We start from the raw sequence: 21,728 nt of genomic DNA on the forward strand, positions 1-21,728 counted from the left end.
CGAGCACGGCGGCCCCGGCGGCGGCGAGCAGGGCGAGAAGGGAGCGTCGGCCCACGGGGTTCACCGGATTCACAGCTGAAGCGTAACCGTCGGCCGGGTTGGCTACGATGAAGGCACTCCTCTCGAAAGGCACGGTGCATGGGCGCATGGGATGATCTCGACGAACGGCTGAGGCCGGCCGTCGAGGCGCATACGCGTGAGTACGAGCGCGTCCGGCCGGCCCTCGACCGCGTCACCGCCGCCATGCGGGACAGCATCGAGGCGATCTTCGACGGAACGGACCTCAAGCCCCTGTTCGTCACCGCGCGCACCAAGACCGTCGAGTCCTTCCGCGACAAGGCGTCCCGTACCCTGCCCTCCCCCGACGCCGGCGCGCCCCCGGTCGTCGTGTTCCCCGATCCCCTGCGGAACCTCACCGACCTGGTGGGCGTCCGCATCATCACCACGCTCCCGCACGAGGTGGACCTCGCGGCGACCCTGCTCAAGCGCCAGCGCCACGAGTTCGACTGCCGCGGCGACCGCGAGAAGGACATCGGGTCGATCGAGTCCGGTACGTACGGCTATTCGAGCCGCCACCTCATCATGCGCACCATTCACAACGACGTGGTCCGCGCCTTCCAGCAGACCGTGGACCCGGAGACGAGGGCGGCCGGGAGCTACCTGTTCGAGGTGCAGGTGCGCACCGTGCTCGCCCACGCCTGGTCCGAGATCGAGCACGACATCCGCTTCAAGGCGTCCAACCCGAAGGCCTGGAGCCCGTACTTCGACCGGCAGTTCACCGGGACGGCGGCCATGCTCGAGACGGTGGAATCGGCCTTCGCGGAACTGCACGAGCGGTACGAGACGGTCACCGGCTTCTGGGACGAGGACGGGGAGGGCAGCGCCCCCCTGACGCCCAACCGCATCCGCGACGTGTGGCAGACGCTCCTGCCGCACGTGGACCGGAAGGCCGACGACAACTGGGGCTGGGCTGCCGAACTGCTGGCCGCCCATGGCCTGAAGACCACCCTCGGGCTCGTGGCCCTGCTGCAGGCGGACACCATCACCACCGTGCGCAAGGCGCTCGACCACCGGTACTCGCCCGGCCCGGACCGGCTCCTCGACGACATGCTGCTCTGGCATTACGGCGAGCGGCACATCGATCTCACCGCCGAGCCGACGGACGCGGAGAGCACCCCCCGCCGGGACAGCCTCCAGCGCCGGTACCGGCAGATGGAGCTGTACCGGGCGCAGCACCCCGCCTGATCGGGCGGGGTCGCGTTCGGAGCGATGGAGCCGGACGTCCGCGTCAGCCGGTCCCCGCCCGGTACTTCGCGGCACGGCGCTCCAGCCGGTCGTCGGCGGGGAGTTCCTTCACGCGCGCCAGCTCGTACTCGATGGCATCCGCCATCCGCTCGCAGAAGGCCCGGCCCTCCTCGGCGGCGTCCGGCCGCTCGTCCACCACGTGGTCCACGACACCCCGGCGGACGAGCGCGGCGATCTTCACGCCCTGGGCCTCCGCCATCTCCGGCGCGCGGTCCACGGTGCGGTGCACGATGGCGCTGGCCCCCTCGGGCGGCAGGGGGGAGAGCCACGCGTGCTCGGCGGCGATCGTGCTGTCCGCCGGCAGCAGGGCGAGCGCACCGCCCCCGGCGCCCTGCCCGAGCAGCAGGGACACCGACGGCGACGCGAGGCCGATGAGGTCGTGCAGGGACCGCGCGATCTCTCCGGCGAGCCCGCCCTCCTCGGCCTCCTTCGACAGGTCCGCGCCGGCGGTGTCGATGACCGTGAGCAGGGGCAGGCCGAGCTCCTCGGCGAGCTTCATGCCCCGCCGCGCCTCCCTGAGCGACGCCGGGCCCATCACGGAGTCGCCCGGCCGGCGGGGCCGCTGGTGTCCGAGCACGATGCAGGGCTGGTCCCGGAAACGCGCCAGGGCCAGCAGGAGCCCGGGATCCTTCTCGCCCTGGCCGGTGCCGTTGAGCGGCAGGACGTCCCGGGCACCATAGGCGAGGAGGCGGCGCAGATCCGGCCGCCTCCGGTTGCGGGAGACGAGGATCGACGTCCAGGCGTCACCGGTGCCGGGGCGGACGGCGGCCGACGGGGGCGGTTCGGGCTTCCCCGCCGGCTGCGCGAGCAGGACGGTCAGGGCCTTGTCGACGATGCCCGCGAGGTGCTCCGGCGGGACGACGGCGTCGATGAGGCCCTTGTCGAACAGGTTCTCTGCGGCCTGGACGCCGGCCGGGAACGGCGCCCCGTACAGCGCCTCGTACACACGGGGGCCCAGGAACCCGAGGAGCGCACCGGGCTCGGCGACCGTGACGTGGCCCAGCGACCCCCAGGAGGCCATGACGCCGCCCGTCGTCGGATGCCGCAGGTAGACGAGGTAGGGCAGACCCGCCTGCCGGTGGGCCCGCACGGCCGCGGTGATGTCCACCATCGCCAGGAACGCGGGGGTACCCTCCTGCATGCGCGTGCCGCCCGACGCCGGACCGGCCAGCAGGGGCAGCCGTTCCGCCGTCGCCCGGCGGATCGCAGCGGTGATCCGGTGCGCGGCGGCGCCGCCGATCGAGCCCGCGAGGAAGGTGAACTCCGAGACGATGACGGCCACCCGACGGCCGTGGATGAGACCTTCGCCGGTCAGCACCGACTCGTCCGCCCCGCTCTTCTCCCGTGCGCGTGCGAGTTCCTCCTCGTAGGCGGGGGTCGCTCCGGGATAGGGGGGGACCTCACCGTCCCACGAGGTGAAGGACCCGGCGTCGAGGACGGCGCCGATGAGTTCGCGGGCCGTGAGGTGCCGGGTGGGTGCGCTCACGCCCGGGGCCCGCCCGGTGCCGGGGCGAGCCAGGCGCGGATGGTCTCGCCGTCGCCGTCGAGCAGCGGCGGGGCTGTATGGCCGGCCGGCGTGGTCTCGGAGGCACCGTCGAAGAAGCGCAGGGGCGGCCCGGGCAGGGCGATGTCGCCCAGGACCGGATGCTGCACGGTGAGGAGCAGCCCCTGCGAGTGCACCTGCTCCCAGGCGTAGACCTCGTCGAGGGTGCGCACCTTGCCGGCGGGGATGCCCACCTCGTTGAGCCTCGCGAGCAGCGGCTCCGCCTCGTACGCGGAGAACGCGTCCTCGACGACGCCGATCAGCAGGTCCCGGTTCCGCACGCGGTCGGCGTTCGTCGCGAACTCCGGGCGGGCGCCGTCGAGCCCGAAGGCGGCCGTGAAGGTGGCCCACAGTTTCTCGCTGCCCACGCTGATCTGCACCTTGCCGCCCCGGCAGTTGAACAGTCCGTACGGCGCGATCGACGGGTGGTGGTTGCCCTGCGCCTGCGGCACCTCGCCCGCGACGGTGGTGCGCGTGCCCTGGAAGGCGTGGACTCCGATGATCGCGGCGAGCAGCGACGTCCGCACCACCTGTCCCCTGCCCGTCCGCTCGCGCTCGAGCAGCGCGGCGACGGCGCCGTACGCCCCGTACATGCCGGACAGCAGGTCGGCGATCGGCACGCCGACGCGCTGGGGGTTGTCGGGGTCGGGTCCGGTGACGGACATCAGCCCCGCCTCGCCCTGCACGATCTGGTCGTACCCGCTGCGCTTCGCCTCGGGGCCGTCGTGGCCGAACCCGGTGATGGAGAGGATGACCAGGCCCGGGTTCAGTTCGAGCATGGCATCGGTGGAGAAGCCGAGCCGGTCCAGCACGCCGGGCCTGAAGTTCTCGACGACGACGTCCGCGCGGCGCAGCAGTTCCGTGAGGACGGTCCTGCCGTCGTCGCTCTTGAGATCGAGCGCGATGGACTCCTTGTTCCGATTGCAGGACAGGAAGTAGGTGGACTGGCGATCGTCCTCGGGGCCGACGAAGGGCGGGCCCCACCCGCGCGTGTCGTCCCCCGAGCCGGGGGTCTCGACCTTGATCACACGCGCTCCCAGGTCCCCGAGCATCATGCCGGCGTGGGGCCCGGCAAGTGCACGGCTGAGGTCGACGACGAGGCGACCGGCCAGCGGCCCCCCGCGGCCGGTCGTCCCGGCGGTGGTCTGTTCGGCGCTCATGCTTCCTCCGGTGGTCGTGCTGTGTCGTGCTGGCGGATCGGTCGGGGGTCGGCTCAGAGCCAGCCGGGCACCACGAGGACGAGCCACGCGATGACCGGGCCGGCCACGACGACGATCGCGCCGTAGCCGAGGATCTGCTTGTAGAAGCGGTCCTTGTCCGTCCCCTCGGGGGCGTTGGCGAGGACGAGGGCGCCGTTGGTGGAGAACGGCGAGACGTCGACGATCGTGGAGGACACCGCGAGCGCGCAGACCACGCCGACGGCTCCCACGGCTCCGGTCTCCAGGAACGGGATGGCCAGCGGGATGAGGGCCGCGAGGATGGCCGTCGAGGACGCGAAGGCCGAGACGACCGCGCCGATGTAGCAGATGAGCAGGGCGGCCAGGAGCGGCATGCCGAGGCCCGCGACGCCGTCGGACACGTACTCGATGGTACCGGCGGCCTGCAGGACGCCGACGAAGGTGAGCATGCCGCAGATGAGCAGGACGGTGGACCAGGCGATCTTGTTCACGGCCCCGCTCTGCGCCTTCGGGGAGATCAGCGCGAGGATGACGGCGACCGTGATGGCGACGAAACCGACGTCGACCTTGAAGCCGAGCGCGATGACGGCGAGCGCGACGAGGCCGAGGATGGTGGCCCCCTGCGAGAAGCGGTCCTCCTTCGTCCTGGTGGCGAGCACGCCGTCACCGGCGGGATCGCGGGGGCCGTAGGTTCCGCTGCCGGTCCCCTTGTAGGCGACGTCGGCCGCGCGGACGCCGGGGCTGGCCTTCAGGCGGGCCTCGGCGGCCTCCTCGACGAACTCGGTCATGCGCGAGGAGAGGAGCTTCCGGCCGCCGAGGACGACGAAGAGGACGACGGCGATGAGCAGGTTGAAGATGAAACTCGCCAGGAAGACGGCGAGGGGGCTCGACTCGAAGCCGGACTCCCCGACGATGTCGTTGACGATCACGCCGTACACGGCGATGGGCGAGAACCCGCCGGCCTGCGCACCGTGGACCACCATCATGCCCATGAGCAGCGGCGAGATCTTGTGGCGCGCCGCGAAGCCCAGCGCCACGGGCGCCATGATCGCCACCGCGGCCGGGCCGAGCGCACCGACGGCGGTGATGACGGCGGTGATGAGGAACATGACCCACGGGATGAGGGCCACGCGGTTGCGGACCAGCTTCACCGCGCCCTGCACGAGGAGGTCGATCGTGCCGTTGTTCTGCGCGATGGCGAACAGGTAGGTCACCCCCACGAGCGTGAGGAACAGCCCGCCCGGGAACTCGGCGATGATGTCGTCGGTATCCATGCCGAGGACGACGGCGCCGAGCAGGAAGGCACCCACGAATGCGAGGGCTCCCATATTGATGGGGAGCAGCGTGGCTATCAGGAACATCGCCGCGAGGATGATGATCGATAGGAGTGGGGCGGACATCGTTATCCTCCAGCAGGCGACGGACAGGGCGGACGAGCGTGTGATGTGGCTTACAAAACCACTGGCCTAGCCTGTAGGAGAGTATGTGTCTGTGTCAACTGTTCACCGGTACCATGGGCGCACCACTACACGGGGAGAGCCAGGATGACCGACGACGCCAGTCCTCGACCGTTGGGACGCCTCGCCCGTCCGCGCCTGTACGAACAGCTCGTCGAGCAGCTGCTCGGTTACATCGAGTCCGCGAAGCTGCGCCCGGGGGACCTCCTGCCGGCGGAGCGTGAGCTCGCCGAGCGCCTCGGGGTCTCGCGCGCCACCCTCGCGCAGGCCCTCGTGGCCCTGGAGGTCCTGGGCGTCATCGACGTCCAGCACGGCACGGGCGCGGTCCTGCGCCACCGTGCCAGCGTGGCGAGCGTGATCAAGGGGCTGCGCGAGCACCAGAGCCGCCTCCCCGACATCGTCGAGGCCCGCAGCACGCTCGAGGTGAAGCTCGCGGCCCTGGCGGCCGAACGCCGCACGGACGAGGACCTGGTCGCGATCGCACGGGCCCTCGACACGATGCGGGCGGAGATCGACGACGGCGACCGCGGCGCGCACGGGGACGAGCTCTTCCACCAGGCCGTCACCGCGGCGGCCCACTCACCCGTGATGGCGCAGCTCATGGCGTTCATCGGCGAGATGGTGCTGGAGACGCGCCTCGAGTCACTCGCCCAGCCCGGCCGGCCCGAGCAGTCCCTGGAATCGCACCGGGTCATCGCGGCGGCGATCAGGGCGCAGGACGCGCCCGCTGCCGCCGAGGCGATGCAGCGCCACATCGAACTCGTCTCGGACGTCGCGCTGCTGAGATAGGCCGCCCACGACGACGGCCGGCCCCGAGGGGACCGGCCGTCACTGGTCCGCGGCCCGGGCCCTCCTAGGCCTCCGAGACCTGCGCCGCGAGGTTGGCGAGCGTCGAGTCCAGGGCGTCCCGCGACACCTCGGGGAAGGTCAGCTTCTTCAGGATCTCCTTGTCCGTCACGCCGGACCAGTCGTAGCTCACGGACACCTCGGTGGAATCCGGGCCCGACGGCTGCAGCTCCCACACCCACTCCCAGCCCGGCGGCACCTCGCCGGCGGGCGCCGTCTTCCAGGCGAGCAGCTTGTTCGGGTCGTAGCCCACCACGTGGTTGTCCGTCTGGTAGTCGCCGCCCATCTTGTCCCAGTGCTGGTTCATGGTGAACACCTGGCCCACGGCGGTGATGCGGTCCGACTTGCTGTCCGACTGCACCATCCCCGAGCCGTCGAGCGCGGCATGCTGCGCCGGGTTGGTGAGCAGGGTGAAGATCGCGGCTGCTGGTGCATCGATCGTCCGGGTGGCGGAAATGCGTGTCTCGGTCATGCGGGGTTCTCCTTCTGGTGGGGTTGGTCAGTGCTGTGCATCATCCGGTGAGGATTCGTCGAGGGTCCAGCCGGTGATGGACTCCAGGTCCTTCCCGGCGTCGCGCGTGTACTGCCAGGCGCGCTGCCGCTGGTCCTGGAGGTCCTGCCGGAACCGGGCCTGGGTGGCCCCGAGGGCCGGCACGCGGTCGATCACGTCCATGGCCAGCTGGAACCGGTCGATCTGGTTCAGCATCGCCATGTCGAACGGCGTCGTCGTGGTGCCCTCCTCCTTGTAGCCGCGCACGTGCAGGTTCGTGTGGTTGCTGCGCCGGTACGTCAGGCGGTGGATGAGCCACGGGTAGCCGTGGTAGGCGAAGACCACGGGCTTCGACGTCGTGAACAGCGTGTCGAAGTCGCGCGCCGACAGTCCGTGGGGGTGCTCCGAGCTGTCCTGCAGCCGCATGAGGTCCACCACGTTGACCACGCGGATCCTGAGCCCCGGGATGGCGGCCCTGAGCAGTCCCGCCGCGGCCACGGCCTCGAGCGTCGGCACATCGCCCGCGCAGCCGAGGACGACGTCGGGCTCCACGCCCGGCTCTTCGGAGCCCGCGAAGTCGAGGATCCCGATCCCGCGCTTCACGTGGAGGTGCGCCTCCTCCGGACCCAGCCAGGTGGGCGTGGGCTGCTTGCCCGTGACGATCACGTTGACGGTGTCGCGGGTCTGCAGGCAGTGCTCGGTCACGGCGAGCATAGTATTGGCGTCTGGCGGCAGGTAGACCCGGATGATGTCCGCCTTCTTGTTGACCACGTGGTCGATGAAGCCGGGATCCTGGTGCGAGAAGCCGTTGTGGTCCTGCTGCCAGACGTGGCTGGAGAGCATGTAGTTGAAGGAGGCGATGGGCTGCCGCCAGGGCAGCGTGCGGTGCACCTTCAGCCATTTGGCGAACTGGTTGAACATCGAGTCCACGATGTGCACGAACGCCTCGTAGCAGTTGAAGACGCCGTGGCGCCCGGTCAGCAGGTAGCCCTCGAGCCACCCCTGGCAGAGGTGTTCGCTGAGGACCTCGAGGACGCGGCCGGAACGCGCGAGGTGCTCGTCGACGTCCTCGATCCGCGGCTGCCACACCTTGTCCGTCACCTCGTACACGGCGGACAGGCGGTTCGACGCCGTCTCGTCCGGGCCGAACAGGCGGAAGTTGTGCGGGTTGAGGTCGATGACGTCGCGGAGGTAGCCGCCGACGGCCATCATGGGGCTCACCTTCTCCGCACCGGGACGTGAGATCTCGACGGCGTGGTCGGCGTAGGAGGGCAGGACCAGGTCGCGGAGGAGCCAGCCGCCGTTGGCGTAGGGCGTGGCGCTCATGCGGAGGTCGCCGTGCGGGGCGAGCGCGGCGATCTCGGGCCGCAGCTCCCCGGTCCCGGTGAACAGCGAGGCCGGGTCGTAGGACCGCATCCACTCCTCGAGCTGGTGCAGGTGTCCCTCGTTGCTGTGGATCTCGGTCAGCGGGACCTGATGGGCGCGCCAGGTGCCCTCCACGGGCTTGCCGTCGACGACCGCCGGGCCGGTCCAGCCCTTCGGCGAGCGGAGCACGATCATGGGCCACCGGGCCGCTCCCGCATCGGCCCCGGCGGGTGAGGTGCGGGCCTTCTCCTGGATGGCGTGGATGTCGTCGATGCAGGTGTCGAGGACGGCGGCGAAGTCCCGGTGGGCCTCCTCCGTGGCCGAGGGATCGGACACCGTGACGAAGTGGGGCTCGTACCCGTATCCGTACATCAGCTGCCGGAGCTGCTCCTCGGGCATGCGGGCCAGCACCGTGGGATTGGCGATCTTGTAGCCGTTGAGGTGCAGGATCGGCAGCACGGCGCCGTCCACGGCGGGGTCCACGAAGCTGTTCGAGTGCCAGCTGGTGGCCAGCGGCCCGGTCTCCGCCTCGCCGTCGCCCACCACTGCCGCGGCGATGAGGTCCGGGTTGTCGAAGACGGCGCCGTACGCGTGGGCGAGGGTGTAGCCCAGTTCCCCGCCCTCGTGGATGGACCCGGGCGTCTCCGGTGCGGCGTGGGACGGGATCCCGCCGGGATAGCTGAACTGCCTGAACAGGGCGTTCAGGCCTGCGCCGTCCTTGCCGATGGTGCTGTAGATCTCGGAGTAGGTCCCCTCGAGCCACGCATTGGCCACGTTCGCGGGACCGCCGTGCCCGGGACCGGTGACGAACAGCATCTCCTGCCCGCGCGCCGAGATCACCCGGTTCAGGTGCGTATAGACGAAGTTGAGCCCGGGCGTCGTGCCCCAGTGCCCGAGCAGCCGTGCCTTCACGTCCTCCCCGGTCAGCGGGCGCGTCAGCAGGGCGTTGTCCCGCAGGTAGATCTGCCCCACCGAGACGTAGTTGGCGGCCCGCCACCACGCGTCCAACCCCTGGATATCGAGACTGCTCATATATGCCTCCTAGGTCATACTACGTGGACGGGGCGGATTCAGAGTTCGACGACGACGTCGGACGGCGTCTTGTCCGGCCGCCAGCCGCGCCAGACGGGATGTCGGAGGCGGCCGGTACCGGTGTGCTCGCTGTACTGGACCTCCCCCACGAGGGCGGGCCGGACCCAGTGCGCGTCGGACGCGTCGATGCCGGGCACGTCGTCGAGCGGTGCCGTCTTGCGGCCCAGTTTCTTGAGGCGGGCACCCACCTCCGCGAGGTCCCGCTCCGTGAGGCCCGACCCCACGCGGCCCACGTACCGCAGGTCCACGCCGTCGGGGACGGCGACGAGCAGGGAGCCGACCTTCGAGGCCCGGGTACCCTTGCCGGGCCGCCAGCCCACCACCACGACCTCCTGCGTGCGGACGTGCTTGATCTTCACCCACGACGACGACCGCGCACCGGGCTGGTAGTCGCTCGTGAGGCGCTTGGCCAGAATCCCTTCCAGGCCCAGCTGCCGGCTCGCCTCGACCGCTTCCCCCAGCGTCGCGTCCAGGGCCGGGGGGACCTGCACGTGCCCGTCGTCCGCCGCGTCCACGGCCTTCCCGAGCAGCTCGCGCCGCTGGCAGTACTCCAGGTGCGTCACGTCGGTGCCATCGAGCTCGAGGAGGTCGAAGAGCATGAGGCGGACGGGCGTCACACGGCGGGCGGCGTCGATCTCCGCCCGGTGCGTGAGCTTCATGCGGGTCTGGAGCAGGCCGAAGTCGGGCCGGCCCCTGGGATCGAGGGCGACGATCTCGCCGTCGAGCACGGCGCCGTCGGCGTGGACGAGGCCCGGCAGGTCCCCGAGCTCCGGGTAGGTGGGCGTGGTGTCGATCCCGTTACGGCTGACCAGGGTCACCGCCCCGTCCCGAACCACCGCGATGCAGCGCACGCCGTCCCACTTCATCTCGTAGGCCCACGCGTCGGGATCGGGGATGGCCTGCTCGGAGCCGAGCGTGGCCATCATGGGCCGCACGGCCTCCGGGCCGCGCCGGGCGGGAGCCGGCACTGTCGTACCCGGAGCCGTGTCAGCATCCCTGCCCGTGGCATCCCTGCCGGACGCCGGATCGGACGCCCCATCGGACGCCGCACCCGGAGCCGTACCGGCCACGGTGTCCTCGGCGTGGTCCGTCGCGTCCCGTCCCGCCGCCGGCTGGTCCTTCATGAGGTGGATCAGCCAGTTGCCCTTGCCGTCGGGGCCACCGCCGGTGTTGATGAGCGCGTAGCGGCGGATCGCGGCCCCGCCCTTCGCGAGGCCGCCGTCCGCCTTCCCGTGGAGCGTGCAGATGACTTCCTTCCCGTCCCGCCACTTCTCCAGCTCGTACGTGCCCGCATCCCAGATGGTCACCTCACCGGCACCGTATTCCCCATGCGGAATAGTTCCCTCGAACGTCCCGTAGTCGAGCGGGTGGTCCTCGGTCTGCACGGCCAGGTGGTTCCTGCTCGGCGTCAGCGGCGGTCCCTTCGGGAGCGCCCAGGAGACGAGCACGCCCTCGCGCTCCAGCCGGAAGTCGTAGTGGAGGCGGCGGGCGTGGTGCTCCTGGATCACGAAGCTGTCCCCACCGGGCGGACCCACGGCCTCTGGGACGGGCTCGGGCGTCTTCGCGGCGTCGCGCATCGCGCGGTACGTGGACAGGCGGTCCGACGGCGCGGCACCACCCCTGCCATCGCCGCCGTCGCCGCCCGTGGCCGGCGGGGTCGCGGGGGCGAGGACGTCCCCGAGCTCCTCGACGCGCTGCGCGACGTCGCGGTGGTCGAGGTGGCGGAGGTTCTCGCCGTCACCGAGCTCGTCCCACGTGCGGGGTGCGGCGACGGTCGGCTCGAAGCGTCCGCGGAGCGAATAGGGGCTCACGGTCGTCTTGTTCGCGTTGTTCTGGCTCCAGTCGACCAGCACCCTGCCGGGGCGCAGCGCCTTCTTCATGTCGCTGACCGCGAGGTCGGGGTGGTCGGCCTCGAGGGCCCTGGCGAGTTCACGGGCCACGGCGGACACCTGCTCGGACGTCTGCCGACCGTCCAGCGCGCAGTAGAGGTGGATCCCCTTGGACCCGCTCGTGACGGGGAACGGCTCGAGTCCCATGCCCTGCAGGATCGGCCGTGCGAGCCGCGCCACGGCGGCGCATTCCGCCAGGCCGGCGCCGGGGCCGGGATCGAGGTCCAGGACGAGCCGGTCCGGGTTCCCCCTGGCGCCGTCCGCGGTGAAGCGCCACTGCGGCACGTGGACCTCGAGCGCGGCGATCTGCCCCAGCCAGGTGAGCGTGGCGAGGTCGTCGACCATGGGATAGACGTTCGTGTGGTCCTTGTGCCGGATCGCGTGGCGCGGCACCCAGGCAGGCGCGTTGTCGTCGATGTTCTTCTGGAAGAACACCTCGGCCGGTTCCTCCGGCGTGCCCACGCCATGGACCCAGCGCTTCCGCGTCACGGGCCGGTGGGCCGCATGCCGGATGAGGTGCGGGGCGACGGCGGCGTAGTAGGCGAGCACATCCGCCTTGGTGGTGCCCGTGGCCGGGTACAGCACCTTGTCCAGGTTGGAGAGACGCAGCGTGCGTCCGTCCACGGTGACGGTCTGCTGCCGTGCCGTGCGCGGAGGAGCCATGTCCCCAGTCTTGACCGGATGGCCGAGGGCGGTCCAGTACCAATCGGCGGGGCGCCTGCCGGTCAGGGCCGGCCGGGGTCCGGTCCTGGCCCTAGTCCTCGAACTGCTCGCGGTACCGGGCCACGTAGGTGTCCCACAGGGCCGGGTCCTGCCCGAGGCTGCGCTTGTTCAGGAAGTCGTCGAGGCCGGCGATGGTGAGGTGCCAGCCGGCGGCCATGGTGGCCGAGTGCCGCGGGCTGCCCGGGGTCAGGAGCAGCACGAGCCGCGTGCCGTTGTCACCCGTCCGCGTCAGTTCCCAGCGCAGGCTGTCCCTCTCCCACGTGTAGGCGAGCACCGTGGGCCGCACGGCCTCCAGCACGTCCCCGCGGAGCGGTTTCTGGTCGGCGTACCGGAACAGGATCTCCGCCTCGGCGCGCGGCTCGAACTCCATCTCGCACGGGAACCAGTACTTCAGCTTCTCGCCCTCCGTCAGGTGCTTCCACAGCACGGTCGGCGGGAACGCGAACTGGAATTCCAGGCGCAGCACGGTGCCGCCGTCGTCGCTGGTGGTCTTGCTGACGATGGGCTCTACGGTCTCGGAAGTCACCTCCCAAGTCTAGGGGTGGGCGGGCGGCGCCCTCTGGCCCACTAAGCCTGCTTGGTGTTCACTTGACCCATGAGAGCCATCTGGAAGGGAGCGGTCGCGTTCGGGCTGGTCAACGTGCCGGTCAAGGTGTACAGCGCCACCGAGGACCACGACATCCCCCTCCACCAGGTGCACGACGAGGACGGCGGCCGCATCCGCTACCAGCGCCGGTGCGAGATCTGCAGCGAGGTGGTCGACTTCAAGCACATCGACAAGGCGTACGACGACGGCGAGCACACGGTGGTGCTGACCGACGAGGACCTCTCGTCCCTGCCCGTGGAACGGAGCCGGGAGATCGAGGTGGTGGAGTTCGTGCCGACCGACCAGATCGATCCGATCATGCTCGACCGGGCCTACTACCTCGAGCCCGACGGCACCTCGACCAAGGCGTACGTGCTGCTGCGGCGCACGCTCGAGGAGACGGACCGGACCGCGATCGTGCAGTTCTCGCTCCGGCAGAAGAGCCGCCTGGCCGCCCTGCGGGTCCGCGGGGACGTGCTCATGCTCCAGACGCTCCTCTGGGACGACGAGGTGCGGGAGGCCTCGTTCCCGGCCCTCGAGGAGAAGGTGCGCATCTCGGCCAAGGAGAAGCAGATGTCGGCGGCGCTCGTCGACTCCTTCTCCACGGACTTCGACCCGGAGAACTTCACGGACGACTACCAGGTCCAGCTGCGCACCCTGATCGATGCGAAGATCGAGAAGGGCGACACGATCGACACCGAGGAGACCTTCGGTGCGACCCAGGACGACGACGACGGCGACAACGTGCTCGACCTCATGGAGGCCCTGCGCCGCAGCGTGGAGAAGAACCGCGAGAAGAAGGCCGGGGAGGCCAAGGCCTCCGGCACCTCGAAGAAGAAGGGCGCATGATGGGATTCTTCACCGACGATCTCGGCCGCCAGACCGTGGCGCAGCGACCGAACGCGCCGATCCTGGGCTGGGCGCTGCTCGGCGCCGCGTCCTTCCTGGCCCTCGAGGAACGCAACCGCGAACGCCTCCGCCTCGCCAGCTCCGTCTGCCTGGCGGTCTGGGCCGCCCTCGAGGTGATCTCCGGCCAGAGCGGGTTCCGGCGCAGCTCCGGCGCACTGACGCTCTCCTGGCTGCTGCGAAAGGCCTGATGCCGCGGCCGGGCATCCATCGGAGGAAGCATGCAGCACGCCCTGGAGCTACGGGACCTGACCAAGAGGTACGGCACGCGTACCGCGCTGGACACCGTGTCGCTCACCGTGCCTCCCGGCAGCGTGGTGGGTGTGATCGGCCCCAATGGTGCCGGGAAGACCACCACGATGCGCCTGATCCTCGGCCTGATCAGGCCGAGCGGAGGCTCGGCGACGGTCCTCGGCGCGGATCCGTGGCGGGCGGGACCGGGTCTCCGCCGCCGTATCGGCTATCTCCCGGGAGAGCTGAGGCTCGACAGCCGCATCACCGGCGCGGATCTGCTCGAGCACTTCGGGCGCATCTCGGGCCCTGTCGACGGGCGCTTCCGCAGTGGACTGGTCGACCGCCTCGGCCTGGATCCCTCCCGCCGCGTGGGCACCCTGTCCAAGGGGAACAAGCAGAAACTGGGCCTGGTCCAGGCGTTCATGCACCGGCCCGAACTGCTGGTCCTCGACGAGCCGACGTCGGGTCTCGATCCCCTGGTCCAGCGCGAGTTCCTCGCCCTCGTCAGGGAGGCGAAGGCAGGCGGCCAGGCCGTCTTCCTCTCCTCCCACGTGATCTCCGAGGTGCAGCACGGCGCCGACCACGTCGCGGTGCTCCGTGAGGGCCACCTGGTCCGCTCGGCACGCGTCGCCGACCTGCGCGACGAGGCTCCCCGCTCGGTGCGCCTCGAGCTGGACCACGCCCTGACCGAGGCGCAGGCCCGGGCACTGGACCGCGCGGGGTTGGAGATCCTCGCGATGGAGGAGGCGCAGGGCCCCGCGGGCGGGCGCGTGGTGGTGGAGGGCCGGGTGTCGGGTTCACCCGCGGCCCTGATCCCCCTCGTGGCCGAGCTCGCACCGCGGGACGTCGTCATCGAGGAGCCCGACCTCGAACAGGCTGTCCTCGGCCTGTACGGGCGGCCCGGTCCGGTGCACGCCGGAGTGCGCCATGGCTAGCACCCTGCCCCTCGTCCGCCACGCCGTGCAGCGCTCCCGCGTGGGGCTGGTCGGCTGGTCCGCGGGTGTGGTGGCGGCGAGCCTGCTCTACCTGCCGATCTACCCGTCCATGGGGGCGTCCGGCCAGCTCCAGTCCGTCGTCTCGTCCCTGCCTGCGGAACTCGTCTCCACCCTCGGCTTCGACTCGATCACCACGGGCGCGGGCTATGCGCAGGCGACCCTGCTGGGACTGATCGGTTTCGTCCTGCTGACCATCGCCGCGGTGGGCTGGGGGGCGGCCGCGATCGGCGGCGAGGAGGAGAGCGGCGCCCTCGAGCTCACCCTCGCGCACGGTGTCACGCGCCCTCAGGTGGCCCTCGAGGCGGCCCTCGCCCTCGGCCTCCGGCTCGCCGTCGTGTGCGGCGTGCTGCTGGGCGCCCTCCTCGCGCTCGACGGCCCCTCCGAGCTCGGGATACCCGCGGCCCACGCCGTCGTCGGGACGTTCGCGCTGTACCTGCTGTCCCTGCTGAGCGGCCTGGCGTCGCTCACCGCGGGCGCCCTGACCGGTTCGAGGACGGCCTCGATCGCGGCGGGTGCGGCCGTGGCCGTCCTCGGCTACGCCTTCAATGCGCTCGGGAACCAGGCGGAGGCGGCGAGCTGGGTGAAGGACCTCTCCCCCTACGACTGGGCCTTCTCCCCGGCGCCGCTCGCCAACGGCCTCGGGAACGGGGCGGCGGGCGGCATGGCGGTCATCCTCGGCCTCTGCGGCATCCTCGTGGTGGCCGCCGTCGTGGGGCTGTCCCGCCGCGATATCGGCGGGTAGTAGCGATCGGGCTACTACTGGCGGTACCCCTCCACCTGGCTGACGGGCCGCGCATCGGCGTCGGCGGGGTTCCCACCGGCGTCGGCCTTCGCCCGGCGCTGGCGGAGCAGGTCCCAGCACTGGTCGAGATCCTCCCCCACCTTCTTCAGGCGTGCGACGTGGTCCTGGTGCGCCTCGGCCGCGCCGGCGTCCTGCGGCTGCTCGCGGAGGTCGTGTTCCTCCTGCACGAGTGCCTGGATGCGCTGGAGGAGGTCCTGGTCGTCCATCGTGCAATCCCTTCGTCGTCGCCGGTTCGGCGTGAGCGGCTGATCAGCAGGCTTTTCTTCAGGCTACTGAGGCGGTCGGCGGTTGACCAGCACGATCACCGGCGTATCCGGCGGGGCGTGGCGGGGAATTTGGCGCGGCGCCCGGATGCCCTAAGCTGTTGGAGAACCAATTGCCTGTGTAGCTCAGTCTGGTAGAGCATCCGCTTCACACGCGGAAGGCCCGGGGATCGAGGCCCCGCGCAGGCACGAGGATCAGCTGGGGACAGCACCGCAGAAGGCCCGTACCGACCCGTCGGTACGGGCCTTCTGCGTTGCCCGGGACACCGGGGGTTCGTCCTGGGCGAACACGGATCCTGCTGGCACTCGCAGGGGTCGAGTGCTAACATTTTTTCCGTAGTTGAGCGAAGGACGCTCAACCTCCAGATGCGAAGGAGTTGTTTCCAGTGGCCATGAAGTTCGATCCATTCCGCGAGCTGGACCGCGTTGCCGGCGCCCTCCTCGAGAGCCGTCCCGGACTCCGCCTCATGCCGATGGACCTGTACCGCGAGAAGGACCACTACATCCTCTCCGCGGATCTTCCGGGCATCGATCCCGGATCGGTCGACATCGACGTCGACGGCCAGCTCCTCACCATCCGTGCGGAGCGCACGCTGCGCAGCGCCGAGGGCGTGAAGTGGCTGACCCGTGAGCGGGAGAGCGGCTCGTTCCTCCGCCAGCTCAGCCTGGGCCAGGGCGTCGACACCGAGGGCATCTCCGCCCGGTACGAGAACGGCGTCCTGAGCGTCGCGATCCCCGTCAGCGAGCGCGCCAGGCCGCGCAAGATCGAGATCGTCAGCGGCGAGGCCTCGACGCCGATCCGGTCCGGCGCCGTCCGGGGTCCGACCTCCGGCAGCGGACACCAGGACGCCGTCGAGTCCTGAGCCCTACCAGTACCCCCGGGCCCGGGCCCGGGGGTACTGCGTCGGACGGACCCCTTGCGGCGTCGCGCGCCGGGCACGAAGGATGGGGGCATGGACTTCACACCCACCAAGGCAATCGTCACCGGCTCCGATTCCGGCATCGGCCGGGCCACGGCCCTCGCCCTCGCAGCGGCAGGCTGCGACGTCGGCGTCACCTGGCACTCCGACCAGGAGGGCGCGGAGGAGACCGCGCGCCTCGTCCGGGAGAAGGGCGTGCGGTCCGCCGTCGCGCAGCTGGACACCACGGACGCCCCCGCATGCGGCGACGTCGTCGACCGGCTCGCGGAGGAACTCGGCGGTCTCGACGTCTTCGTCAACAACGCGGGCGTCAACGGCGGCACCATGTTCATGGAGACCGACTGGGACACCTGGCGCGGGACCATGGGCGCCAACCTGGACGGAGCCTTCGTCTGCCTCCAGCGCGCCGCACGGCACATGCTCGACGGCGGACAGGGCGGCCGTATCATCGCCGTCACGAGCGTCCACCAGGAGCAGCCGCGCGTGGGCTCCGCGGCCTACGACGCCTCCAAGCACGGGCTCGGCGGGCTGATCCGCACCATCGCACTCGAGCTGGCCGACCGCGGGATCACCGCGAACGCGGTCCTGCCCGGCGAGATCAACACCCCGATGAACTCCTCCGAGGACGAGGACCCCCGCACCATGGACCGCCCCGGGATCCCCATGGGCCGTCCGGGGGCGCCGGAGGAGATCGCCGACGTCATCGCCTTCCTCGCCTCCGGTGCCTCCAGCTACGTCAACGGCGCCTCGTTCGTCGTGGACGGCGGGATGCTCCTCATGGGTCCGCAGGCCGGCTCGCACCTGACGAGCGGGGACTGGCGCACCCTCTGATCCGTCGACGGGCATGCGGCAGTCTTCAGCGGACGTTCACGCGGCGTTCAGGAGGGGTGGCTAGCGTGGTAGTTCCCGACCTCCCTGCGAAAGGCCCGCCATGGACGCCCCCCTCACCCCCGACGCCGACCTGCAGGACTGGTCCGGCTTCAAGCGCGGCGAACATGTCACCCTCCAGCACTCGGCCGGGACGCAGCTCCGCGGGGTACTGGACATGAGGACCGACGACGCGTCGGTGGTGTGGATCCAGCTGAACGACGGCGGTGGCCGCCGGCTCGTCCACAGGAGCGACGGCTACCGCCTGCGCCGCGGCTGACCCCGGCCGGATCGACCCGTCCACCTGCTGTCCACCTCCGGTTCACCTCGTCTTCACCTGTAACGTGGCGTGGGTGAGAACCCGAGCATCCCTCTCCCTGTCCCTCGCCGTGGTCCTCGGTCTCACGGCCTGCGGCTCCGACTACCCGCTGGGCGCCGAGCAGGAGGCCGCAGCGCAACGCGGGGACATGAGCCTGCAGGGCGCGGTGACGGCCGCCGGATCCTCCGCGCAGGGACCGGCCATGGACGCCTGGCGCTCCGGATTCGCCACCCTCCACCCACGCGCGCAGGTGCAGTACTCGCCCGACGGCTCGGGCGCGGGCAGGGGCGCGCTGCTCGCCGGAGCCGTGGGATTCGCCGGATCGGACGCCTTCCTCAGCGATGAGGAGCTCGCCGGATCGACGCAGGCGTGCGGCCCGGGCGGCGCCTTCAACATCCCCGCCTACATCTCCCCGATCAGCATCGCGTTCAACCTGCCCGGCATCTCCGGGCTGGACCTCGATGCCGCCACCGTGGCCCGGATCTTCCGGGGTGGGATCGCGCGCTGGGACGATCCCGCCATCGCGGCCCAGAACCCGGACGTCGAGCTCCCCGCACTGCCCATCTCGGCGGTCAGCCGATCCGACGACTCCGGCACCACCGAGAACTTCACCGACTACCTCCACGCCGTGGCGCCCGGGATCTGGACCGAGGAGCCCGACGGCACCTGGCCGTCCGCACTCGAGAACGAGAACGCCAAGGGCAACGCCGGCGTGGTGAGCACCGTGGCCGCCACCGTGGGCGCCGTGACCTATGCCGACGATTCCGCCGTGGGGGACCCCCTCGGCCGCGTGGCCCTCAAGGTCGGGGACGCCTACGTCCCGGCCGGGCCCAAAGCCGCCGCGGCCGCCGTCGACCTCGCCCGCCGTGTCCCCGGCCGCCAGGACCACGACATCGCGCTCGACCTCGATCGGACCACCAGCGCACCCGGCGTCTACCCGCTGGTCCTCGTGTCCTACCACGTGTACTGCACGCGCTACGAGAACGAGGCCACCGCCGTCGTCGTGCGTGCCTTCGGGACGTACGCGGTCAGTGCCGAGGGACAGGCCGTGGCCGCGGACGCGGCGAGGAGCTCACCCATCTCGTCCGAACTGTCCCGCCTCGCCACCGCGGCGATCGCGTCCGTCGAGGTCGGCGACATCCCTTAGGACCACTCGAGGCGGGCCCCCCGGAGGGGACCCGCCTCGTCCTGCGTCGTGCGTCAGTCGACGCGCGGTCCGCCCGAATCGGGGTCGTCGGTGGACGCGTCCGGCAGGGTGCTGTTCGCCGGCTCGGCCTCCGAGCCGCCCGTCGGCGGCGCGTCGACGTTCCCACGCCAGGCGCCGGTCTCTCCGCCGCTCTTCTCGATGAACTGCTTGAACCTCTTGAGGTCGCCCTTCACCTGCAGGGCATCCGCGTTCACCACGGCACCGATCTTCTCGGTGAAGGTCTCCGGGTGCCAGTCGATCTGCACCATGAGGCGCGTGGTGTTCTGGTCGATGCGGTGGAAGGTCACCACGCCCGCGTGCGATTCGCCGTCCGTGCTCTTCCAGGCCACCCGCTCGTCCGGGTGCTGTTCGGTGATCTCGGCGTCGAACTCGCGTCGCACGCCGCCGATGCTCGTCACCCAGTGGGTCCGGGTGTCCGAGGTCTGCGTGATGGACTCGACGCCCCCCATGAACTGGGGAAAGCTCTCGAACTGGGTCCACTGGTTGTACGCCGTGCTGACCGGTACTGCTACGTCGATAGATTCCTGCACAGAAGCCAAAAGGTTCCTCCTTCGTAGAGAGTCCGGGGCCGCCCGACCCCGCTCGCGGGGAATCCGGCAGGGCTGACCATAAGTCCCCTTAGCGTATGCAGGTCGGCTGGAATTGACCAACGCGCGGGTCTAGGGTGAAAGGAGTCCGCCCGGCGGGAATCGGCGTGTCCGGACCCCCGCCGCGAGCAGGAAAATCTAGTACTGGAGGATTCATGAAGGCTTCACCCACCCTCACGGACAACATGCAGGCCGTCCTGGTCGACCTCATCGAACTGCACCTGCAGGGCAAGCAGGCCCACTGGAACGTCGTCGGCAAGAACTTCCGCGATCTCCACCTGCAGCTGGACGAGATCATCGACGACGCCCGCGCCTTCGCCGACGAGATGGCCGAGCGCATGCGAGCCCTGCACGCCGTCCCCGACGGCCGCAGCGTCGCCGTCGCCGAGGGCACGAAGATCCAGCCGTTCCCGGCCGGGCTCGTCTCCACCAAGGACACCGTGGGCCTCGTGGTCAACATGCTGAACGCCTCCGTGAAGACGATGCGCGACGTCCACGACCAGATCGACGAGGAGGATCCGACGACGGCCGACCTGCTGCACGGGTTCATCGCGAAGCTCGAGCAGTACGCGTGGATGGTCGACGCCGAGAACATGGAGCCTACCGCCGAGGTCGTCACGCCCGTCGGCACGGACCACGCCACGGTCTGACGCACCAACCCGGTCCGCGCGGAGAGGGAGGCACCGGCGGTGCCTCCCTCTCCGCGTCCTCCAGGTCCGAAGCGGGGTCCCGCCGACCGACGAGGACCGCGGCCGTGGCCGGCGTCGCTGCGGGACCGGACGACCCTCCAGTCCCGGGCCGCAGCACCGTGGCGACCCGATCGGCGGCCTGGGAAGATGCAGCCGCCCAGGGACTTCCGCGCGATGACGTGCAGCGTCACGGCGATCAGCGGACCGTCAGCGCCGCTTACCCCGCGTGCCCGACGGGCGGGCGGGTTTCCCCTGCTGCTTCCCCGCCTGGGATCTCCCGGTGCCCTTCCGACCCGTTCCACCCTTCTGTACCCCGGCGCCTCCGGTGGCTGCCTTCTTCGCCGCCGCCTTCTCCGACGCACTCTTCTTCGGCGCCTCCCGCTGCGAGGGCTGCCTCGAGCTCTGGGCCGTCCGCCCGCGGACGATGCCGATGAACTCCTCGACGTCGTCGGACTCGTCCTCCACCCGCCAGGCGATGCCGATCGTGGTTCCGGGGAGGCCGGGGACGGGCCGGTGCACGGCGTCCTTCCGGGCGTACAGGCGGGCCAGGGACATCGGCAGGACGACGACGCCGGCACCGGAGGCCGCCACCTCCACGGCCGTCTTCGGGCCGCCGCACGCGGCGACGTCGAGCAGGGTCTCCCCCCCGAGTTCCTCGAGCGGTACGTCCTCGTAGAGCGACAGCTCGTTCTCCCGCGACATGACCGCCACGGGCTGTTCCTCGTAGAGGGGGATCAGGTGGAGGCCGGCACGGTCCACGGGAAGCCGCACGAAGACGACGTCGTCGGATGCGTCGCGGAGCGCCGTCAGGGCGTCGTCGTGCTGGTGGAGCTCGAGGGGTGTCTCCGGATGCCGCTCACGCCACCGGGCCACCCACTTGCCCGGCGTGACACCCGGGACGAAGCCGACGGACAGGGTTCGGGACTGGTCGGCGGGCACCTCCTCACAGTAGCGCCTGACCATCCCCGGCAGGCGTGGCCGTTAAGCTGGGACCATGAATCCCCCGAAGACCCCCCAGACCTTGAAGCCCGCCACAGCGGCCAAGAAACTGGGCATCTACCTGCCCGCAGCTCCCCAGGATTTCCAGGAGACCGAGCTGACGCGTGCGGAGTTCGACGAACTGCAGCAGACCCCGCCCGAGTGGCTCGCCCAGTTGCGCCGCACCGGCCCGCATCCGCGCCCCGTCGTCGCGCAGAAACTCGGCATCTCCATCAGCGGGCTGGCCCGCGGCGGGGTCACCGACCCCCTGACGAGCGAGCAGATCACCACCCTCCTGCAGGACCCGCCCGCCTGGCTGGTTGCCGAGAGGTCCACGCAGGCGGCGGTCCGCGCTGACGCCGCACGGGTCAAGGAACGCGAGGCGGCACGCAAGGCGACCGACACCTGAGCCCCGGACACGGGCGGCGGAGGGCCTCGGGGTGCCGCGCGGGCGCCTCCCGGGATGACGGGACACCCCGGGGACGGC

The 21,728-nt window shown here is 70.8% G+C and carries 22 protein-coding genes and 1 tRNA gene; 13 read left to right on the plus strand and 10 right to left on the minus strand.

Features of this window, described 5'->3' with window-relative positions:
- Positions 1-138: 138 nt before the first annotated feature.
- Positions 139-1,245 (plus strand): GTP pyrophosphokinase family protein, encoded by a 1,107-nt coding sequence (locus CXQ97_RS12295; protein ID WP_104181155.1) that lies wholly within the window; start codon positions 139-141, stop codon positions 1,243-1,245.
- Positions 1,246-1,288: 43 nt separating this feature from the next.
- Here the strand turns inward: CXQ97_RS12295 and CXQ97_RS12300 are convergent, their stop codons facing one another.
- From CXQ97_RS12300 to CXQ97_RS12310, 3 genes are read right to left on the minus strand one after another with little or no spacing between them, the layout of a single operon-like run.
- On the minus strand, positions 1,289-2,791 hold the full coding sequence (locus CXQ97_RS12300; RefSeq protein WP_104181156.1) for a carboxyl transferase domain-containing protein: 1,503 nt from the start codon (positions 2,789-2,791) through the stop codon (positions 1,289-1,291).
- Entirely contained in the window at positions 2,788-4,008 is a 1,221-nt protein-coding gene (locus CXQ97_RS12305; protein ID WP_104181157.1) for a CaiB/BaiF CoA-transferase family protein, read from the minus strand. Before CXQ97_RS12305 ends, CXQ97_RS12300 begins: the two co-directional genes overlap by 4 nt.
- 53 nt (positions 4,009-4,061) lie before the next feature.
- Entirely contained in the window at positions 4,062-5,426 is a 1,365-nt protein-coding gene (locus CXQ97_RS12310) for an SLC13 family permease (RefSeq protein ID WP_104181158.1), read from the minus strand.
- A 144-nt stretch (positions 5,427-5,570) separates the two neighbouring features.
- Between CXQ97_RS12310 and CXQ97_RS12315 the strand changes: the two genes are divergently transcribed.
- On the plus strand, positions 5,571-6,272 hold the full coding sequence (locus tag CXQ97_RS12315) for a FadR/GntR family transcriptional regulator (protein ID WP_104181159.1): 702 nt from the start codon (positions 5,571-5,573) through the stop codon (positions 6,270-6,272).
- A gap of 64 nt (positions 6,273-6,336) precedes the next feature.
- On the opposite strand, the gene CXQ97_RS12320 is transcribed toward CXQ97_RS12315, so the two are convergent.
- The 4 genes from CXQ97_RS12320 to CXQ97_RS12335 form a co-directional block, all read right to left on the minus strand.
- Entirely contained in the window at positions 6,337-6,801 is a 465-nt protein-coding gene (locus tag CXQ97_RS12320) for an SRPBCC family protein (protein ID WP_104181160.1), read from the minus strand.
- A gap of 27 nt (positions 6,802-6,828) precedes the next feature.
- On the minus strand, positions 6,829-9,216 hold the full coding sequence (locus tag CXQ97_RS12325) for a phosphoketolase (protein WP_104181161.1): 2,388 nt from the start codon (positions 9,214-9,216) through the stop codon (positions 6,829-6,831).
- Positions 9,217-9,254: 38 nt separating this feature from the next.
- Positions 9,255-11,828, minus strand: coding sequence for an ATP-dependent DNA ligase (locus tag CXQ97_RS12330; RefSeq protein ID WP_104181162.1), 2,574 nt, complete (start codon positions 11,826-11,828; stop codon positions 9,255-9,257).
- Positions 11,829-11,919: 91 nt separating this feature from the next.
- Positions 11,920-12,414: an SRPBCC domain-containing protein gene (locus CXQ97_RS12335; RefSeq protein WP_104181163.1), complete on the minus strand. Its 495-nt coding sequence runs from the start codon at positions 12,412-12,414 to the stop codon at positions 11,920-11,922.
- Positions 12,415-12,483: 69 nt separating this feature from the next.
- Between CXQ97_RS12335 and CXQ97_RS12340 the strand changes: the two genes are divergently transcribed.
- Genes CXQ97_RS12340 through CXQ97_RS12355 form a run of 4 tightly spaced genes read left to right on the plus strand, consistent with a single transcriptional unit; the run spans position 12,484 to position 15,351 of the window.
- Entirely contained in the window at positions 12,484-13,323 is an 840-nt protein-coding gene (locus CXQ97_RS12340) for a Ku protein (RefSeq protein ID WP_104181164.1), read from the plus strand.
- On the plus strand, positions 13,320-13,571 hold the full coding sequence (locus CXQ97_RS12345) for a hypothetical protein (RefSeq protein WP_104181165.1): 252 nt from the start codon (positions 13,320-13,322) through the stop codon (positions 13,569-13,571). The genes CXQ97_RS12340 and CXQ97_RS12345 overlap by 4 nt, the downstream gene beginning before the upstream one ends.
- A 30-nt stretch (positions 13,572-13,601) precedes the next feature.
- Positions 13,602-14,549 (plus strand): ABC transporter ATP-binding protein, encoded by a 948-nt coding sequence (locus tag CXQ97_RS12350; RefSeq protein ID WP_104181166.1) that lies wholly within the window; start codon positions 13,602-13,604, stop codon positions 14,547-14,549.
- Complete coding sequence (locus CXQ97_RS12355) at positions 14,542-15,351, plus strand: ABC transporter permease subunit (protein WP_104181167.1); 810 nt, start codon at positions 14,542-14,544, stop codon at positions 15,349-15,351. Before CXQ97_RS12350 ends, CXQ97_RS12355 begins: the two co-directional genes overlap by 8 nt.
- A 14-nt stretch (positions 15,352-15,365) precedes the next feature.
- Here the strand turns inward: CXQ97_RS12355 and CXQ97_RS12360 are convergent, their stop codons facing one another.
- Complete coding sequence (locus CXQ97_RS12360; protein ID WP_104181168.1) at positions 15,366-15,617, minus strand: DUF2630 family protein; 252 nt, start codon at positions 15,615-15,617, stop codon at positions 15,366-15,368.
- A 172-nt stretch (positions 15,618-15,789) separates the two neighbouring features.
- On the opposite strand from CXQ97_RS12360, the gene CXQ97_RS12365 reads away from it, so the two are divergent.
- The 5 genes from CXQ97_RS12365 to CXQ97_RS12385 all read left to right on the plus strand — a co-directional run bounded on the left by CXQ97_RS12365 (position 15,790) and on the right by CXQ97_RS12385 (position 18,927).
- Positions 15,790-15,863 (plus strand) — tRNA-Val (locus CXQ97_RS12365).
- Between the two features lie 203 nt (positions 15,864-16,066).
- The gene (locus CXQ97_RS12370; RefSeq protein WP_104181238.1) at positions 16,067-16,537 is read left to right on the plus strand and encodes an Hsp20/alpha crystallin family protein; all 471 of its coding nucleotides are present in this window, start codon (positions 16,067-16,069) and stop codon (positions 16,535-16,537) included.
- A 90-nt stretch (positions 16,538-16,627) separates the two neighbouring features.
- A complete protein-coding gene (locus CXQ97_RS12375) occupies positions 16,628-17,425 on the plus strand; it encodes an SDR family oxidoreductase (protein WP_104181169.1) in 798 nt (265 codons plus the stop codon).
- A gap of 100 nt (positions 17,426-17,525) precedes the next feature.
- Positions 17,526-17,741 carry a hypothetical protein gene (locus CXQ97_RS12380; protein WP_104181170.1) on the plus strand — a complete coding sequence of 72 codons (216 nt, stop codon included), beginning with the start codon at positions 17,526-17,528 and terminating at the stop codon, positions 17,739-17,741.
- 73 nt (positions 17,742-17,814) lie between these two features.
- Positions 17,815-18,927 carry a phosphate ABC transporter substrate-binding protein PstS gene (locus tag CXQ97_RS12385; protein WP_258062534.1) on the plus strand — a complete coding sequence of 371 codons (1,113 nt, stop codon included), beginning with the start codon at positions 17,815-17,817 and terminating at the stop codon, positions 18,925-18,927.
- A gap of 53 nt (positions 18,928-18,980) precedes the next feature.
- On the opposite strand, the gene CXQ97_RS12390 is transcribed toward CXQ97_RS12385, so the two are convergent.
- On the minus strand, positions 18,981-19,517 hold the full coding sequence (locus tag CXQ97_RS12390) for an SRPBCC family protein (RefSeq protein WP_306739948.1): 537 nt from the start codon (positions 19,515-19,517) through the stop codon (positions 18,981-18,983).
- Between the two features lie 212 nt (positions 19,518-19,729).
- Between CXQ97_RS12390 and CXQ97_RS12395 the strand changes: the two genes are divergently transcribed.
- Complete coding sequence (locus CXQ97_RS12395; RefSeq protein WP_104181173.1) at positions 19,730-20,224, plus strand: Dps family protein; 495 nt, start codon at positions 19,730-19,732, stop codon at positions 20,222-20,224.
- 246 nt (positions 20,225-20,470) lie between these two features.
- On the opposite strand, the gene CXQ97_RS12400 is transcribed toward CXQ97_RS12395, so the two are convergent.
- Entirely contained in the window at positions 20,471-21,202 is a 732-nt protein-coding gene (locus CXQ97_RS12400; RefSeq protein WP_181035063.1) for a LysR substrate-binding domain-containing protein, read from the minus strand.
- A gap of 55 nt (positions 21,203-21,257) precedes the next feature.
- Between CXQ97_RS12400 and CXQ97_RS12405 the strand changes: the two genes are divergently transcribed.
- Positions 21,258-21,650 carry a DUF5997 family protein gene (locus CXQ97_RS12405; RefSeq protein WP_104181175.1) on the plus strand — a complete coding sequence of 131 codons (393 nt, stop codon included), beginning with the start codon at positions 21,258-21,260 and terminating at the stop codon, positions 21,648-21,650.
- Positions 21,651-21,728: the final 78 nt, after the last annotated feature.

Source organism: Arthrobacter sp. B0490, assembly GCF_002929355.1.
In the GTDB taxonomy this organism is placed as follows: domain Bacteria; phylum Actinomycetota; class Actinomycetes; order Actinomycetales; family Micrococcaceae; genus Arthrobacter_D.

Coding starts and splice junctions, on each gene's coding strand:
- CXQ97_RS12295 (WP_104181155.1), top strand. CDS start 139: ATGGGCGCATGGGATGATCTCGACGAACGGCTGAGGCCGGCCGTCGAG.
- CXQ97_RS12305 (WP_104181157.1), bottom strand. CDS start 4,008: ATGAGCGCCGAACAGACCACCGCCGGGACGACCGGCCGCGGGGGGCCG.
- CXQ97_RS12310 (WP_104181158.1), bottom strand. CDS start 5,426: ATGTCCGCCCCACTCCTATCGATCATCATCCTCGCGGCGATGTTCCTG.
- CXQ97_RS12315 (WP_104181159.1), top strand. CDS start 5,571: ATGACCGACGACGCCAGTCCTCGACCGTTGGGACGCCTCGCCCGTCCG.
- CXQ97_RS12320 (WP_104181160.1), bottom strand. CDS start 6,801: ATGACCGAGACACGCATTTCCGCCACCCGGACGATCGATGCACCAGCA.
- CXQ97_RS12325 (WP_104181161.1), bottom strand. CDS start 9,216: ATGAGCAGTCTCGATATCCAGGGGTTGGACGCGTGGTGGCGGGCCGCC.
- CXQ97_RS12330 (WP_104181162.1), bottom strand. CDS start 11,828: ATGGCTCCTCCGCGCACGGCACGGCAGCAGACCGTCACCGTGGACGGA.
- CXQ97_RS12340 (WP_104181164.1), top strand. CDS start 12,484: ATGAGAGCCATCTGGAAGGGAGCGGTCGCGTTCGGGCTGGTCAACGTG.
- CXQ97_RS12345 (WP_104181165.1), top strand. CDS start 13,320: ATGATGGGATTCTTCACCGACGATCTCGGCCGCCAGACCGTGGCGCAG.
- CXQ97_RS12350 (WP_104181166.1), top strand. CDS start 13,602: ATGCAGCACGCCCTGGAGCTACGGGACCTGACCAAGAGGTACGGCACG.
- CXQ97_RS12355 (WP_104181167.1), top strand. CDS start 14,542: ATGGCTAGCACCCTGCCCCTCGTCCGCCACGCCGTGCAGCGCTCCCGC.
- CXQ97_RS12360 (WP_104181168.1), bottom strand. CDS start 15,617: ATGGACGACCAGGACCTCCTCCAGCGCATCCAGGCACTCGTGCAGGAG.
- CXQ97_RS12370 (WP_104181238.1), top strand. CDS start 16,067: ATGAAGTTCGATCCATTCCGCGAGCTGGACCGCGTTGCCGGCGCCCTC.
- CXQ97_RS12375 (WP_104181169.1), top strand. CDS start 16,628: ATGGACTTCACACCCACCAAGGCAATCGTCACCGGCTCCGATTCCGGC.
- CXQ97_RS12380 (WP_104181170.1), top strand. CDS start 17,526: ATGGACGCCCCCCTCACCCCCGACGCCGACCTGCAGGACTGGTCCGGC.
- CXQ97_RS12395 (WP_104181173.1), top strand. CDS start 19,730: ATGAAGGCTTCACCCACCCTCACGGACAACATGCAGGCCGTCCTGGTC.
- CXQ97_RS12405 (WP_104181175.1), top strand. CDS start 21,258: ATGAATCCCCCGAAGACCCCCCAGACCTTGAAGCCCGCCACAGCGGCC.